This is a genomic window from Sphingomonas sp. (genome assembly GCF_026460985.1).
Classification (GTDB): domain Bacteria; phylum Pseudomonadota; class Alphaproteobacteria; order Sphingomonadales; family Sphingomonadaceae; genus Sphingomonas.
Genome location: NZ_JAPKNM010000094.1, coordinates 81,459 through 95,566 on the forward strand (window position 1 = coordinate 81,459; position 14,108 = coordinate 95,566).

The 14,108-nt window shown below is 67.5% G+C and carries 13 protein-coding genes and 1 pseudogene; 6 read left to right on the forward strand and 8 right to left on the reverse strand.

Going from position 1 to position 14,108, the window contains the following annotated elements; genetic code table 11:
* Positions 1-33 precede the first annotated feature (33 nt).
* On the forward strand, positions 34-2,697 hold the full coding sequence (ppdK, locus tag MT490_RS15395; protein ID WP_297389584.1) for a pyruvate, phosphate dikinase: 2,664 nt from the start codon (positions 34-36) through the stop codon (positions 2,695-2,697).
* A 55-nt stretch (positions 2,698-2,752) separates the two neighbouring features.
* Here the strand turns inward: ppdK and MT490_RS15400 are convergent, their stop codons facing one another.
* The 8 genes and pseudogenes from MT490_RS15400 to MT490_RS15435 all read right to left on the reverse strand — a co-directional run.
* Positions 2,753-3,010: a hypothetical protein gene (locus MT490_RS15400; protein ID WP_297389587.1), complete on the reverse strand. Its 258-nt coding sequence runs from the start codon at positions 3,008-3,010 to the stop codon at positions 2,753-2,755.
* Positions 3,011-3,086: 76 nt separating this feature from the next.
* On the reverse strand, positions 3,087-4,082 hold the full coding sequence (locus tag MT490_RS15405; protein WP_297389590.1) for a type II secretion system F family protein: 996 nt from the start codon (positions 4,080-4,082) through the stop codon (positions 3,087-3,089).
* On the reverse strand, positions 4,082-5,059 hold the full coding sequence (locus MT490_RS15410) for a type II secretion system F family protein (RefSeq protein ID WP_297389593.1): 978 nt from the start codon (positions 5,057-5,059) through the stop codon (positions 4,082-4,084). Before MT490_RS15410 ends, MT490_RS15405 begins: the two co-directional genes overlap by 1 nt.
* Before the next feature lie 50 nt (positions 5,060-5,109).
* On the reverse strand, positions 5,110-6,387 hold the full coding sequence (locus MT490_RS15415) for a pilus assembly protein CpaE (RefSeq protein ID WP_297389595.1): 1,278 nt from the start codon (positions 6,385-6,387) through the stop codon (positions 5,110-5,112).
* Complete coding sequence (locus MT490_RS15420) at positions 6,384-7,016, reverse strand: CpaD family pilus assembly lipoprotein (protein ID WP_297389598.1); 633 nt, start codon at positions 7,014-7,016, stop codon at positions 6,384-6,386. The genes MT490_RS15415 and MT490_RS15420 overlap by 4 nt, the downstream gene beginning before the upstream one ends.
* A gap of 18 nt (positions 7,017-7,034) precedes the next feature.
* Entirely contained in the window at positions 7,035-8,723 is a 1,689-nt protein-coding gene (locus MT490_RS15425) for a type II and III secretion system protein family protein (RefSeq protein WP_363321756.1), read from the reverse strand.
* Between the two features lie 9 nt (positions 8,724-8,732).
* The gene (gene cpaB, locus MT490_RS15430; RefSeq protein ID WP_297389603.1) at positions 8,733-9,749 is read right to left on the reverse strand and encodes a Flp pilus assembly protein CpaB; all 1,017 of its coding nucleotides are present in this window, start codon (positions 9,747-9,749) and stop codon (positions 8,733-8,735) included.
* A 364-nt stretch (positions 9,750-10,113) separates the two neighbouring features.
* Positions 10,114-10,479 (reverse strand): annotated as a pseudogene (locus tag MT490_RS15435) (prepilin peptidase); the annotation flags it as partial.
* Between the two features lie 49 nt (positions 10,480-10,528).
* Between MT490_RS15435 and MT490_RS15440 the strand changes: the two are divergent.
* The 5 genes from MT490_RS15440 (at position 10,529) to MT490_RS15460 (ending at position 14,102) form a co-directional block, all read left to right on the forward strand.
* Positions 10,529-11,488 carry an alpha/beta hydrolase gene (locus MT490_RS15440; protein ID WP_297389606.1) on the forward strand — a complete coding sequence of 320 codons (960 nt, stop codon included), beginning with the start codon at positions 10,529-10,531 and terminating at the stop codon, positions 11,486-11,488.
* Positions 11,485-12,567, forward strand: coding sequence for an FAD-binding oxidoreductase (locus tag MT490_RS15445; RefSeq protein ID WP_297389609.1), 1,083 nt, complete (start codon positions 11,485-11,487; stop codon positions 12,565-12,567). The genes MT490_RS15440 and MT490_RS15445 overlap by 4 nt, the downstream gene beginning before the upstream one ends.
* 34 nt (positions 12,568-12,601) lie before the next feature.
* Positions 12,602-12,775 (forward strand): DUF1508 domain-containing protein, encoded by a 174-nt coding sequence (locus tag MT490_RS15450; RefSeq protein WP_297389612.1) that lies wholly within the window; start codon positions 12,602-12,604, stop codon positions 12,773-12,775.
* A gap of 154 nt (positions 12,776-12,929) precedes the next feature.
* Positions 12,930-13,337, forward strand: a complete 408-nt coding sequence (locus tag MT490_RS15455; protein ID WP_297389615.1) for a thioesterase family protein — start codon at positions 12,930-12,932, stop codon at positions 13,335-13,337.
* A 189-nt stretch (positions 13,338-13,526) separates the two neighbouring features.
* Positions 13,527-14,102: a sigma-70 family RNA polymerase sigma factor gene (locus MT490_RS15460; RefSeq protein WP_363321757.1), complete on the forward strand. Its 576-nt coding sequence runs from the start codon at positions 13,527-13,529 to the stop codon at positions 14,100-14,102.
* Positions 14,103-14,108: the final 6 nt, after the last annotated feature.

The following is a 14,108-nucleotide window of genomic DNA, read 5'->3' on the forward strand; positions in this document are numbered from 1 at the left end:
CCTGGGGCGATGCCTCCTGCACAAGGATCAGGGATGACGCAGTACGTGTACCGTTTCGGCGGTGGGGTTTCGGACGGCGGCAACGGCGACAAGAACCTTCTGGGAGGCAAGGGCGCCAATCTCGACGGCATGGCCTCGATCGGCCTGCCGGTCCCCCCGGGCTTCACGATCGGCACCCCGGTCTGCGCGCTCTATTACGATTCCGGCGAGAGCTTCCCGGACAGCCTCAAGGCCGAAGTCGCCACCGGCATCGCGCATATCGAGAGCGTGACCGGCAAGAAGTTCGGCGACGCCGCCGATCCCCTGCTCGTCTCGGTCCGGAGCGGCGCCCGGGTGTCGATGCCCGGCATGATGGACACAGTGCTCAACCTCGGCCTCAACGACGCGACCGTCCAGGGCCTCGCCGCCACTTCGGGCGACGATCGCTTCGCCTGGGACAGCTATCGCCGCTTCATCCAGATGTATTCGGACGTCGTCCTCGGGCTCGATCACGGCCGCTTCGAGGAAGCGCTCGAAATCGCCAAGGAGGACAATGGCTACCACCTCGATACCGAGCTGAGCGCCAAGGACTGGCAGAAGCTCGTCGCCGAGTACAAGGGCGTGGTTCAGGAGCTGTGGGGCAAGCCCTTTCCGCAGGACGTGCACGACCAGCTCTGGGGCGCGATCGGTGCGGTGTTCGGCTCGTGGCAGTCCGAGCGCGCCAAGGTCTATCGCCGGCTCAACGACATCCCCGGCGACTGGGGCACCGCGGTCAACGTCCAGGCGATGGTGTTCGGCAATATGGGCGAGACCTCGGCGACGGGGGTGGCGTTCACGCGCGATCCGTCCAAGGGCGACAACGCTTATTATGGCGAGTTCCTGATCAACGCGCAGGGCGAGGACGTGGTGGCGGGCATCCGCACGCCGCAATATCTCACCAGGGCCGCGCGCGAGGCGGCGGGGGCCAGGCCGTTGTCGATGGAAGAGGCGATGCCTGAGGTCTATGCCCAGCTCGCCGCGGTCTTCGAGACGCTCGAGACCCATTATCGCGACATGCAGGACATCGAGTTCACCGTGCAGCAGGGCAAGCTCTGGATGCTCCAGACGCGCTCGGGCAAGCGCACCGCCAGGGCCGCGCTCAAGATCGCGGTCGACATGGCGAACGAAGGGCTGATCACCCGCGACGAGGCGATCCTGCGCGTCGATCCGCAGGCGCTCGACCAGTTGCTCCACCCGACGCTCGATCCCAATGCGACGCGCGACGTGCTGACCAAGGGGCTTCCCGCCTCGCCGGGCGCCGCATCGGGCCTCGCGGTGTTCGACAGCGACACCGCCGAGACGCGCGCCGCCGCGGGCGACGCGGTGATCCTGGTCCGCGTCGAGACCTCGCCCGAGGACATTCACGGCATGCACGCCGCCAAGGGCATCCTGACCGCGCGCGGCGGCATGACCAGCCACGCGGCGGTGGTTGCCCGCGGCATGGGCCGGCCCTGCGTCTCGGGGGCGGGGACGCTCGCGATCAACGCGCGGGAAAGGCTGTTCCGCGTCGGCCAGCGCGAAGTCCGCGAGGGCGACACGATCACGATCGACGGCGCCACCGGCGAAGTGATGCTCGGCGAAGTGCCGACCGTCCAGCCCGAGCTTTCGGGCGATTTCGGCACGCTGATGGAATGGGCCGATGCGAAGCGCCGGCTCAAGGTCCGCGCCAATGCCGAGACGCCGCTCGACTGCCGCACCGCGCGCGAGTTCGGCGCCGAGGGCATCGGGCTGTGCCGCACCGAGCACATGTTCTTCGATGGCGCGCGGATCACCGCGGTGCGCCAGATGATCCTCGCCTCGGACGAGAAGGGGCGCCGGATGGCGCTCGACAAGTTGCTTCCCGAGCAGCGCAGCGACTTCGTCGAGATTTTCGAGGTGATGGCGGGGCTCCCCTGCACGATCCGCCTGCTCGATCCGCCGCTCCATGAGTTCCTCCCGCACGAGGAGAACGAGTTCGAGGAAGTCGCAAAGGCTGCCGGGCTCGACGTCGAGACGTTGAAGCGCCGGGCGGCGGAACTGCACGAGTTCAATCCAATGCTGGGGCACCGGGGTTGCCGCCTGGGCGTGACCTATCCCGAGATCTACGAGATGCAGGCGCGCGCCATCTTCGAGGCCGCGGTGCTCGTCGCGGAGAAATCGGGTGCGGCGCCGATCCCCGAGGTGATGATCCCGCTGGTCGCCACCCGGCGCGAGCTCGAGCTGATGAAGGTGGTCGTCGACAAGGCGGCGCAGTCGGTGTTCGCCGAAAAGGGGCGGACGGTCGAGTATCTGGTCGGCACGATGATCGAGCTGCCGCGCGCGGCGTTGCGCGCGGGCGAGATCGCCGAGGTCGGCGAGTTCTTCAGCTTCGGCACCAACGATCTCACGCAGACCACCCTGGGCGTGAGCCGCGACGACGCGGCGCGCTTCCTCACGACCTATGTCGAGAAGGGCATTTATGCCCGCGATCCCTTCGTCAGCCTCGACGTCGAGGGCGTGGGCGAGTTGATCGCGCTAGCGGCCGAACGGGGCAGGGCGACGCGCAGCGGCATCAAGCTCGGCATCTGCGGGGAGCATGGCGGCGACCCGGCATCGATCGCCTTCTGCGAAGCGACCGGGCTCGATTACGTCTCGGCCTCGCCCTATCGCGTGCCGATCGCGCGGTTGGCGGCGGCGCAGGCGGCGCTCAGGAGCCGATAAGCCTTAATCGTCACTCCGGCCTTCGCCGGGGTGACGGCTGTTTCAATGGATCAAGCTAGAACCGCTCGACCGGCTGGTCGGCCGCGCGGAGGCGGGCATTCTCTGCCTCGAGCTCGCGCAGCCGCCGCTGGGCTTCGCGCAACTCGGCGCCGGTCTCGTCGCGATAGGTGCGATGGCGCAATTCCTCGTCCTGGTAGCGCTCGCGCCACTTGCTCCGGCCCGAGCGCGCGGCGAGCCCGAAGAAGAACCCGGCCACCAGCGTGATGCCCAAAGCGACGAACTGCGTGACGGTGTCGAAAGGCAAGCCCTGCATCGCTCGATCTCCCTGTGACGGCGGGCAGGCTACTCCGCCTGCGTCGCCAAGGCCACAGAGACCAACGCGCGAGGTTTCACATCAGTGCGTCGTTGATCGAACAGGCCGCGGGCCCGAGGATCACGATGAACAGCACCGGCAGGATGAACAGGATCAGCGGCACGGTCATGATCGCGGGCAGGCGCGCGGCCTTTTCCTCGGCGCGCATCATGCGCTCGTTGCGGAACTCGGCCGAGAGCACGCGCAGCGCCGAGGCGAGCGGGGTGCCGTATTTCTCGGTCTGGATCATGGTCGTGACCACGCCGCGGATCGCGTCGAGATCGATGCGGTTGGCGAGATTCTCGAACGCCTGGCGCCGATCGGTGAGGAAGCCCAGCTCGATCGCGGTGAGCGAGAATTCCTCGCCCAGTTCGGGATAGGCCTTGCCCAGTTCGCGCGAGACGCGGGCGAAGGCCGCGTCGACGGTCAGGCCGGCCTCGGCGCAGATCACCAGGAGGTCGAGCGCATCGGGAAGCCCCTTGCGGATCGCGTGGCTGCGCTTGGTGATCTTGTTCTTGAGATAGATATCCGGCGCCTTGTAGCTCAGGATGAAGCTGACCGCGACGAGCCCGTATTTCTTGAGCGGGGTCCACTCGATGAACATGTCGGTGCCGTAGACCATGTACAGCACCGGCCCGCCGATCACGATCGGCAGCACCAGCCTGCCGAAGATCACCGCGACCGCCCATTCCTTCGAACGGATGCCGGCCTGGAGCAGCTTGGTCTGCGCGACCTTGACCTGGCTCTCCTGCAGTACCTTCATCGTGGAGAGGAAGGCGCGGATCCGGTCGGTCGCCTCGTTCTTCTGGACCAGCTTGGCGCGCCGCTTCGAGGTCGAGGCGGTGATGCCCGCCTTGAGCTGCTCGCGGCGGTCGTTGAGCGCCTTGACCCGCTTCGCCATCGGGTCGCGTACGGTCGTCGCGGTATAGATCGCGAAGATCATGGCCAGGGCGGCGATCGCGCTGAGGAAGGTCGCGACCCAGAGGACGTCGACGCCGAGCAGGGTTGGGCCGGTGGGGGGCGTGGTCATCATCAGATCTCGAAATTGACCATCTTGGCCATGATGAAGGCGCCGAGCCCCATCCAGATCAGCCCGCCGCCGCCGGCGACCATCAGCCGCTCATCCTTGAAGAAGTTGGCCATGTAGTTGTTGTTGATGAACCACACCAAGGTGAACACGATGAACGGCAGCGAGCCGACGATCAGCGCCGATGCCTTGGATTCGGACGACATCGCCTTGATCTTGAGCTTCATCTGCGAGCGTTTGCGCAGCACGTCGGCGAGATTGGCGAGCGTCTCGGCGAGGTTGCCGCCGGTCTCGCGCTGGATCGCGATGGTGATCGTGAAGAACTGGAATTCGGGCGTGCCCAGCCGGTCCGCGGTCTCCTGGAGCGCGGCGTCGAGCGTGCGACCGATCTTCATCTTGTCGGAGACCGAGCGGAATTCCTCGCCCACCGGCCCGTCGACTTCCTGGCCGACCACGCTCATCGTCTCGGTGATCGGAAGACCCGAGCGCAGGCCGCGCACGAGCAACTCGATCGCATCGGGGAACTTCGCGGTGAACTTGGCGATGCGCCGGCCGATGAAGAAGCTGACCACCTTGTGCGGCAGCCCGACGCCGACGAACAGGCCGAGGAACAGCGCCAGCCAGATCGGCGCGCCGTTGAGAAAGAGCAACCCGCCCGTCACGACGAGGAGTCCCAGCGTCGCCAGTCCATATTGGCTCAGCGTCCAGCTCTTGCCGGTCATGTTGAGGCGCTTCTGGAGCAGCGCGGGATTGGGCAGGAAGCGCGAGGCGGCGAGATCCATCCCCGTCGCGCTCTTGGCGGTCACGCGGCGGATCTGCGCTTCCATCGCCACCGAGCCGGTCGAGCCCGAATGCCGCTCGCGCACCCCGGTCAGCCGGCGGGCGCTCGCGCGCGCCGCCGACGGCCCGGCGAAAGCGAGCACCATCAGCGCCAGCACCACGAAGGTGCCTCCACCCAGCATCAAAACCGGCAGCAATTCCACGCCGACCTGCCTCCGAACCCGCTAATCCGCGCAGCTTATGCGCGGATTGGTTACTTCTTTGCCTTTGACGGCATCTTGACCTTGATCTTGTCGAGCAGCGAGCTGCCCTTCGAACCCTTGGCCGCCGCGGCCTTGTCGTCGCGCTCGCCCGAATCGGTGATCGAAGTGATCCGCGTCGCCAGCTCGCCCAGCGGCGCCAGCGACTTGGCCGACTTGCCTGCCTCGGCGAGCGGCTTGCCCAACTTGGCGGCTTGCGCGGCGACCTTCTGCTCGAACGGGATCAGCACGTCGATCTTGCGCTCGATCGAGCCCTCGAAATCCTTGCGGCTGATCTCGAGCACCGCCTGCGGCTGGACCCGGTTGGCGACGATGATCACCTGTGTCTGCGGCGCGTTGGACTTGAACCAGCTGAGGATGCGGATCGCGTCGCGCGCGGCGGCGAGCGTGAGCTCGGTGACCAGCACCGCGACCTGCACGTCGGTGATCAGGTGCGGGTGGTTGACCAGCATGTTGCGCGGCAGATCGACGACGGTGCATTCGAACGCCCCGCGCATCTCCTCCTGCAGCTGGTAGAAAGCCGCGCCGTCGGTAAGCACGGGCGCGTTGATCGGGGCCTCGGCCGAAAGCACGGCGAGACGCTCCGACGCCCGCACCATCGCGCGTTCGATGAACAGCCCGTCGATGCGGCTCGGATTCTCGATCGCGTCGGTCAGGCCGCGGCCCGGCTCGAGATCGAGCGCGAGCGCGCCGGTGCCGAAATGCACGTCGAGGTCGAGCAGGGCGGTGGTGCGCGTGTGCTTCTCGCTGAGGAGCCAGGCGAGCGAGGTCGCGATCGTCGACGCGCCGCAGCCGCCGCGCGTGCCGATCACCGCGACCGCGCAATGCGGCACGTCGCTGCCCGGTTCGGCCAGCTTGGGCGCGTTGAGCGCGGCCTGGGCCTGGGCGAAGGTGTCGCGCAGGGCGTCAGGATTGAGCGGCTTGAGCAGATAGTCGTGGATGCCGCTCGCGATCAGATCGCGATAGAGGCGCACGTCGTTGACCTGGCCCGACGCGATCACGATCGTGCCGGGCTCGCAGACCTCGGCCAGCGCGTTGATGTCGTTGAGCGGGTCGCCCGATTCGGAGAGGTCGACGAACAGCACGTTGGGGCTCGCCGAGACCGACAGGGTCTGGACCGCGTTGCGCAGCCCGCCCTTGTTGACCTTTTCGGGGGACCAGCCGAGCTCGACGGCGATCGGGCGCAGCGCCTCCGCCGTCGCCTCGTCGCAGACAAAGGCGACGAAGGGTTCGCGATGGCCGGTCCGCGAGGGATTGAAGGGCGCGTTCACTGCTTGCCTCCGGTGCTGTCGGACTTGACCGTGGTGCCGCCGCCGCCGGTCGGCGCGGCGCCGCGCAACGCGTTGATCGCCTTGCCGCCGGTACGCGGATCGGTGACCGTCGAGCCGCTGGCGCCACGGACGAGGTCGCCCGGATCGGCGACCATCGCCGCGAGGTTGCTGTTGATTGCGCAGCCGTAATTGGAGGTCGTGCTCGCCGACCAGTCGGGCTGGTAGACGCGCGAATAATCGGGGCAGTTGGGTACGCTGGCGGTCATCCGGGTGACCACCACGCGGACTGTGCCCGGGGCGATCTGGCCGACGGTGACCGGGGCCTGGTCGGACAGCATCATGCCGTAAAGATTGGCCTGGGCGGCGATCTCGTCACGGGCGCTGGTGCCGTTGCCGCCATCGTCGATCGCGATGCGGTCGCCGTAGCGCAGGCCCATCGATTCGAGCCAGCCGGCGAGGCGCTGGCCTTCGCCGGGCGCGAGGCCATAGCCCGCGGTCCGGACGTCGAAGACATAGTCGTTGCGCTCGACCACCGGCTGATAGACCGATTCGACGCCGCCATTATAGGTTCCGCACGCGCTCAGCAGCAGCGCGGGAGCGAGGAGGAGGGGAGTGAAGCGCGGCAACATTGCGATCTCCTCAGGACATCAGAAGCCGAAGCCGGGAGCGGCGGCGCCGCCCTTTTTCGGCCGCGAGGGGGCGGGAGCGGCCTTTGCAGGCTGCGGAGCGGAAGGGGTGGGGAGCGCGGGCCCGGGCGCGAAGGCGCCCACGGTCGGCGTCGCGCCGCTCGGCGCCATCGTCGGCTTGGGACGGTCCCCGCCGGCCTTGTTGCCGACCAGGTCGCCGCCGATGATCCGCTCGAAGTCGTTCGGCGCCTTGTAGCCGTCGGTCGGCAGCACGATCTGGTTCGCGTTGACCGGCTTGACCAGATACGGCGTGATCACGATCACCAGCTCGGTCTCGTTGCGGCGGAATCCGTTGGAGCGGAACAATGCGCCGAGCACGGGCACGTCGCCGAGCCCGGGGGTCTTGTCGATCGAATTGTCGTGGCTGTTCTGCAGCAGCCCGCCGATCACCATGCTCTCGCCCGAACCGAGCTCGACCGTCGTTTCGGCGCGCCGCGTGGTGAGCGCCGGGACCTGGTTGCCGCTGAGGGTGATCGCGCCCGCCGTCGTCAGCGCCGAGACTTCGGGCCGCACGCGCAGCGAGATGCGGCCGTCCGAGAGCACGGTCGGCGTGAAGGCGAGGCTGACGCCGTAGGGCTTGTATTCGACCGAGACGGCGCCGAGCCCCTGGCTCACCAGGATCGGGATCTCGCCGCCGGCGAGGAAGGTGCTGGTCTCGCCCGAGAGCGCGGTCAGGTTCGGATTGGTGAGCGTCGTCACCTGGCCGATCCGCTCGCCCAGATCGAGCGCGCCGAGCACGTCGAGGCCCAGCAGCTTGCCGGCGAGGCCGATCGTGCTGAACTTGTCGCCCTTGGTGATGTTGTAGGTCGAGCCCGTGCCCGGAAGGACGAAGTCGCCCTTGGCGGGATCGAAGGGGAGGCTGATCGTCCCGGCGGGAAAGCCGAAGCGCGACGAAGCGTCCAGCACCGGCAGGTTCGAAAGGTTGGGCGTGCCGATGGTGCCCGGAATGCGCGAGCCCGAAGACACGCCGAACTGGAAGCCGCCGGTCTGGTCGCGCGTGAGCAGGTTGACGCCGACGTCCTTGACGAAGCTGCGGCTCACTTCGGCGAAGCGCACCTGCAGGTTCACCTGCAGCGGAGTCGCGGTCTTGAGGCGATTGATCACGGGGATCTTGAGCTGCGCGGCCGGATCCGAGACGTTGACCCCCGGATTGAGCGCGGCGAGCACCAGCCGCTGCGCCTGTTCGCTGTCGTCGGGCGATGCGACGGTGCCGGTGAGCACGGCGAGCTGCCCCACAGTGGTGACGCGGATGTCCGCTTCGGGCATCGCCGCCTTCATCATGCGATCGATCGACGTGATGTTCTGCGCGACGCGGACATTGGTCGAATAGACCACGCTGCCGCCCGCGGTGGTCGCGAAGACCGTCGCCTCGCCGAACTCCTTGCCGAACAAGTGGATCTGGCGGGGATTGGCGACATAGACGTCCGCCACGCCGGGATTGGACGTCCAGACGTTGGTGACGTTCGCGGGGAGCGTGATGAGCTCGCCCTGGCCGATCGACAGCAGCACTTCGCTGGTCGGCCGCTGGGCGCCGACGGGCAGGTTCGCCACACGCGCCTTCTGGCGCGTCTGGGCCATCGCCCCGGTGGGCAGGCTCATCGCCAGCGCCGCCGTCACCGTTGCGCCGAGCGCCCGGTTCAGGAGTGTCATGGTGCGCATCTAGTTCTTACCCCCGACCTCGATCTCGGTCACGCTGTTGCCCCGGGCGACGTTGATCACCGGGCCCTTCTTGACGGCGGCGGCGCCCGGATAAGTGCCGGTCGTCGTGCCGTTATTGTCCTTCGGCTTGCCCGGGACGGTGCTGCGCTGGAAGCGCGACACGTCGGCGCCGGTGGCGAAGCCGCCGCGGCCTTCCATCGGGCGGGCGGCGACGCGCGCCATCATTTCCTTTTCCTTCGCCGGATCGCCGTCCGCCGGCACCTCGACGTCGCCATTGGCGATGGCCTGCTCGAGATCGCCCTGATTGTCGGCGATCGAGCGGAGCGACAGCGAGAGCTGGCCGACGGTCTGCGCGACGGCGATCTTCTCGGCGATCTTGGGCGTCGCCTCGACGGTGACGGTCGAATAAGTGGTGACGACGGTGTTGCCCTTGTCGTCGGACTGCTTGTCGGTCTTCTGGTCGGTGGCGAGCACGCGCAGGTTGCGCAGGATCGTCTCCGAAGCCTTGAGCGGGGGGCCGTCGCCGCCGCCGGCGACCGACTGGGTCAGCACCAGGTCGACGCGGTCGCCCGGGAAGACGAAGCCCGCGACCGCGCTCTGGGTGGAAACGGGAACGGTGACGGCGCGCATGCCCGCCCCGAGCGCGGCGGCGAGGAAGCCGCGGTCGCCGGGCTTGACCAATGCGCCCTGGGTGATCGGCTGGCCCGCTGGAATCGCGAATCGGACGACGGTGCCCTGCAGCTTGCCCGGCTCGCTCTCGCCCTTCACGAAATAGGCGCCCTCGATCAGCTCCTTCGGCCAGGCGACGAACTTGACCGACGTGGCGTCGAGGATCGTCCCCACCGGCAGGGCGCGCGTGGCGACCATCACTTCGGTGGTGTTCTGCGGCGCGGCTGCGACCGGCGCGGCACCTGCGGTGGGCGCGGACGCGCCCATGAAGATGTTGCGTGCCATGAACGCGGTGATCGCGGCGACCACGAGCGCGCCTACGAGCAGAATGAGCTTGCGTGCATCCATTTCGCTTCAAGCCTTTTCAATTACATGGCCGGTACGGTTGCGCCGGCGTTAAGCATCACGTGAACTGGTTAAGAATCGGTTCGCGAAGAACGAGCAGTGTCGAAATCGCAATCGCGACGCCGTACGGCGTCTCGGGAACGATCCCGCGCTTGCGTGCCGCGCGGGCCCCCGCCAGCAGCACCACGCCGATCGCAGCAACCAACGTCATCGCCGCAGCCGCGGCGGCTATCGGTTGCCCGACAAAGGCCGCTGCGATCCCGCCGCGACCCGCATAGACGAGCCAGGCGAGCGCCAGCGCGCCCAAAGCGAGAGGCCCGATCGTCCGCCACGGCAGCGCCCGAAGGCCGCCGCGTAGCTGCGTCCAGCGCTCCGCCACCATGACGATCGTCAGCGCGCCGCCGACGAGCGACATCAGTATCAGCATGCCGACCAGCGGCTGCACCGGCAGCCACAGCGCCAGCGCGCCGAGGAGCTTGACGTCGCCGCCGCCCATCTGGCCGATCGCAAAGGCGCCGACGAAGAAACCGAAGACCAGCACGGCGAGGCCGAGCTGGATCGCGACCTCCGGCCAGAGCGCGAGCCCATTGGCCCACCACCAGAGCGGCGCGAGCAATGCGATCGCGGCATTCTTCCAGTTGGCGATGTTGCGCGAGCGCGCGTCCTCGATCCCGGCCGAGACCAGGAGCAGGCCGAGCGCGCTCAGCAGAAAGGTTAGAAAGACGTCCCCCATCCCGCCTAACACCTAGACGGCATGGCTTATCAAAACGTAACCAACCCCCATGGCAACTTCCCCTATGGACCGCCGGGCCATTCCCGCCGGCGCGCGCATCGATCGCTGGCTCGCTCCCGATGGCTGGGACCACCGCGTGTTCGACTGGCGGGCTGATGTGCGCGGATCGAACCACGCCCCACGTGGTTCGATCCTGTTCCAGGGCGGGCGCGGCGACATCTTCGAGAAGTATCTCGAGAGCTTCGCGCATTGGCACGAAGCGGGCTGGAACGTCACATGGTTCGACTGGCGCGGGCAGGGCGGTTCGGGCCGGCTGACCCCCGCCGCGAATTGCGGCCATATCGAGGATTATGCCGATTATGTCCGCGACCTGCGCGACTTCTGGGCCGCCTGGGTCGTAGCGAACCCCGGCCCGCACGTCGCGATGGGGCATTCGATGGGCGGCCATCTGGTGCTGCGCGCGCTGACCGAGGGCGCGATCGCGCCCGACGCTACCGTGCTCGTCGCGCCGATGCTGGGCTTCAAGCCGGGCATCTTCGGACCCTTCGCCGAACGCGCCGCGAAGTTCCTCGGCGGGCTCGGCGATACCGCGCGCCCGGCCTGGAAGGGCAATGAGAAGCCCTACACCACCGAGACCCGCGCCTCGCTGCTCACGCATGACCGCGATCGCTATGCCGACGAGATTTGGTGGCAGACCCATGACCCGTCGATCGTCACCGGTCCGCCGAGCTGGCGCTGGGTGATCGAGGGCTTCCGCTCGATCCGCGAGCTCGCCGCCGATCCGCGGCTCCGGGAGATGCGCGTGCCCACGCTGATGCTCGTCGCCGAGAATGACGGGCTGATCGACGGCAAGGCCGCGCTCAGGCTTGCTCCGAGCCTGCCCGACGTCCGCGTCGTCCGCTTCGGCAGGGAGAGCGCGCACGAGATATTGCGCGAGGCCGACCCCGTGCGCGACCGCGCGATCGAAGCGATCGATTCGTTCCTCGCGGACCGAGCGCCCGGGGCGTGACACGCTACGACATCGCGATCGTCGGCGCCGGGATCGCCGGGGCGAGCCTCGCCGCCGAAGTGGCGCCGCATGCCCGCGTGCTGCTGCTCGAGGCCGAGGAGCGCCCCGGCTACCATGCCACCGGACGCTCGGCGGCCTTCTGGTCGGAGACCTATGGCGGGCCCGACATCCAGCCGCTCACCACCGCCTCGGGGCCGTTGCTCCGCGCGGGCGGCTTCCTCGAGCCGCTCGGCTCGCTCCATATCGGCCGTGCCGCGGAGCAGGCGCAGGTCGATGCCTTTCTCGCCGAGTTCGAAGGCAGCGGTGTCGAGCTCCGCGCCGTCGATCCGCGCGAGACGCTGCCGGGCCTCCGTCCCGAATGGACGCTGGGCGTGCATGAGCCGAGCTGCGAATATATCGATGTGGGCGGGCTCCACGCGGCATATCTAGCGGCGGTCCGCCGCGCGGGAGGCGAGGTGGTGGTATCGGCCGCGCTCGAGGCGGCGACCCGCGGGAACGACCGCTGGTCGCTCGACACGCGTGCGGGCCGCTTCGAGGCGGATATCCTCGTCGACGCAGCCGGGGCCTGGGCCGATCCGGTCGCGGTCATGGCGGGCGCGAGGCCGGTCGGCGTCCAGCCCTATCGGCGCACGATGCTGCAGCTCCGCACCGATCCCGCGCCGCCGCCCGGCTGCCCGCACGTCGCGCATATCGGCGGCAGCTTCTACTTCAAGCCCGAGGCGGGCGGGCGATTGTGGCTCAGCCCGCATGACGAGATCGCCAGCGATCCCTGCGACGCCGCCCCCGAGGAGCTCGACGTGGCGATCGCGATCGACCGCTTCGAGCATGTCGTCGATTGGCGCGTCGCGGCGCTCGAACACAAATGGGCGGGGCTCCGGAGCTTCGCGCCCGACCGGCTGCCGGTCTACGGCTTCGATCCGGCGGTGGAGGGCTTCTTCTGGTGCGCAGGGCAGGGCGGCTTCGGCATCCAGACCGCACCCGCCGCGGCGAAGCTGGCGGCGGCCCTGCTGCTGGGCCAGCCGCCGGGCGCGGAAGTCGCGCAGATCGACGCAGGGCGATATTCACCGCGGCGCTTTTGATCTATGTTGCAGCTCCGCAACGAAAGGTTGGACCATGGCCCATAAATTCGTGATCGAGCAGAACAAGGCGGGCGAGTATGTCGCCAAGTTCAAGCACAATGCCGAGACGATCTTCTGGACCGAAGGCTATGCGTCGAAGGCATCCGCCAAGAACGCGATCGAATCGATCCTGAAGAACGGCCCCGCCGCGCCCGTCGAAGAAGGCTGATCCGCACGGCTCCGCGCCGTCCCGTCTCCGCTGCCACGCGTCAGCCGGCGATTGCCGCTACGGAAACCGACACCTGCGAAGGGGTGCAGGATTTCCGCGGTTTCCGATGGATTTCGCTCGCCGTGAATCGCGTCCGGTGGTAGTTTCACGCATCATGCAAGGCACTGCTCTTCCCTATGAATTTCCCATCGACGTCGCTCGCGAGGACATCGATTTCATGGGACACGTCAACAATGCCAGCTACCTGAAATGGGTGCAGGAGGCGGTGATCAGCCACTGGCGCGGGATCGCCCCGCCCGAGGCGGTGGCGCGGCATCTCTGGGTCGCGCTCAAGCACGAGATCACCTATCGCCGGCCGGCCTTTCTCGACGACGACGTCGTCGCGACGGTGCTTCTCGAAAAGGTCCAGGGCGCGCGCGCCTTCTACGAGACGGTGATCAAGCGCGGCTCGGAAGTGCTCGCCGAGGTCAAGTCGAGCTGGTGCTGCCTCGACGCCGAGACGCTGCGGCCGGCACGAATCGCGCAGGGCGTGATCGACCGCTTCTTCGTCAAGTCCGACTGACTCCTAGGCGATGTGGGGAGCGCGCTAGACGGCCCGGAGCATCGGATCGCCCTGCCTCCACCAAGCCCATCCTCCGCTATTTGCGTGATCTCGCCGGCCCGCGGGCTGCGCATTGAACCATTTCGCGTTCGTGTTGGACCAATGCGATATCTAGATGTGATCGGAGGCGACCAGAAGTTGGGCGTGCGAATGGTTCGAACAAACGCCGCGGAGAGACGTTCGAGCGAGGACCTCCGGCTGATAGAGCGCGTCCGAGGCGGGGATTTGCTCGCGTTCGAGGAGCTCTATCGCATCTATCACTCGGGAATGACGCGGTTCGTGGCAAATTTGGTTCGTCGCCCGACGTTGATCGAGGAAGTGGTGAACGACACGATGATGGTGGTCTGGGAGAAGGCAGGCAGCTTCAATGGCGCGAGCAAACTTTCGACATGGATGTTCGCAATCGCCTATCGCAAGGCGATGCGCGCATTGCGACGTCATGACGAGGCGATGGAGGATGCCCAGTCCGAAAAGCGGCCTTCGCTCAATCCGTCGCCCGAAGAGGAGATGATCCAGGCGCGCGCGGGCAAGCTGTTGGCGAACGCAATGCAATCGCTCTCGGCAGATCATCGGACAGTCGTGAACCTCACTTATTTTCACGAAATGGACTATCGGGAGATCGCGGCTGTCATGGGGTGCCCGATCGACACGGTGAAGACACGGATGTTTCATGCCCGAAGGCACTTGCGCCGGCTGCTCGGCGGTGAACTTGCGGATTGGATCTAGGAACGG

Bases quoted from the DNA above. Each gene is read 5' to 3' on its own strand.
- ppdK (WP_297389584.1), top strand. From the start codon at position 34: ATGACGCAGTACGTGTACCGTTTCGGCGGTGGGGTTTCGGACGGCGGC.
- MT490_RS15400 (WP_297389587.1), bottom strand. From the start codon at position 3,010: ATGCAGGGCTTGCCTTTCGACACCGTCACGCAGTTCGTCGCTTTGGGC.
- MT490_RS15405 (WP_297389590.1), bottom strand. From the start codon at position 4,082: ATGATGACCACGCCCCCCACCGGCCCAACCCTGCTCGGCGTCGACGTC.
- MT490_RS15420 (WP_297389598.1), bottom strand. From the start codon at position 7,016: ATGTTGCCGCGCTTCACTCCCCTCCTCCTCGCTCCCGCGCTGCTGCTG.
- MT490_RS15425 (WP_363321756.1), bottom strand. From the start codon at position 8,723: ATGACACTCCTGAACCGGGCGCTCGGCGCAACGGTGACGGCGGCGCTG.
- cpaB (WP_297389603.1), bottom strand. From the start codon at position 9,749: ATGGATGCACGCAAGCTCATTCTGCTCGTAGGCGCGCTCGTGGTCGCC.
- MT490_RS15440 (WP_297389606.1), top strand. From the start codon at position 10,529: ATGGCAACTTCCCCTATGGACCGCCGGGCCATTCCCGCCGGCGCGCGC.
- MT490_RS15450 (WP_297389612.1), top strand. From the start codon at position 12,602: ATGGCCCATAAATTCGTGATCGAGCAGAACAAGGCGGGCGAGTATGTC.
- MT490_RS15455 (WP_297389615.1), top strand. From the start codon at position 12,930: ATGCAAGGCACTGCTCTTCCCTATGAATTTCCCATCGACGTCGCTCGC.
- MT490_RS15460 (WP_363321757.1), top strand. From the start codon at position 13,527: ATGGTTCGAACAAACGCCGCGGAGAGACGTTCGAGCGAGGACCTCCGG.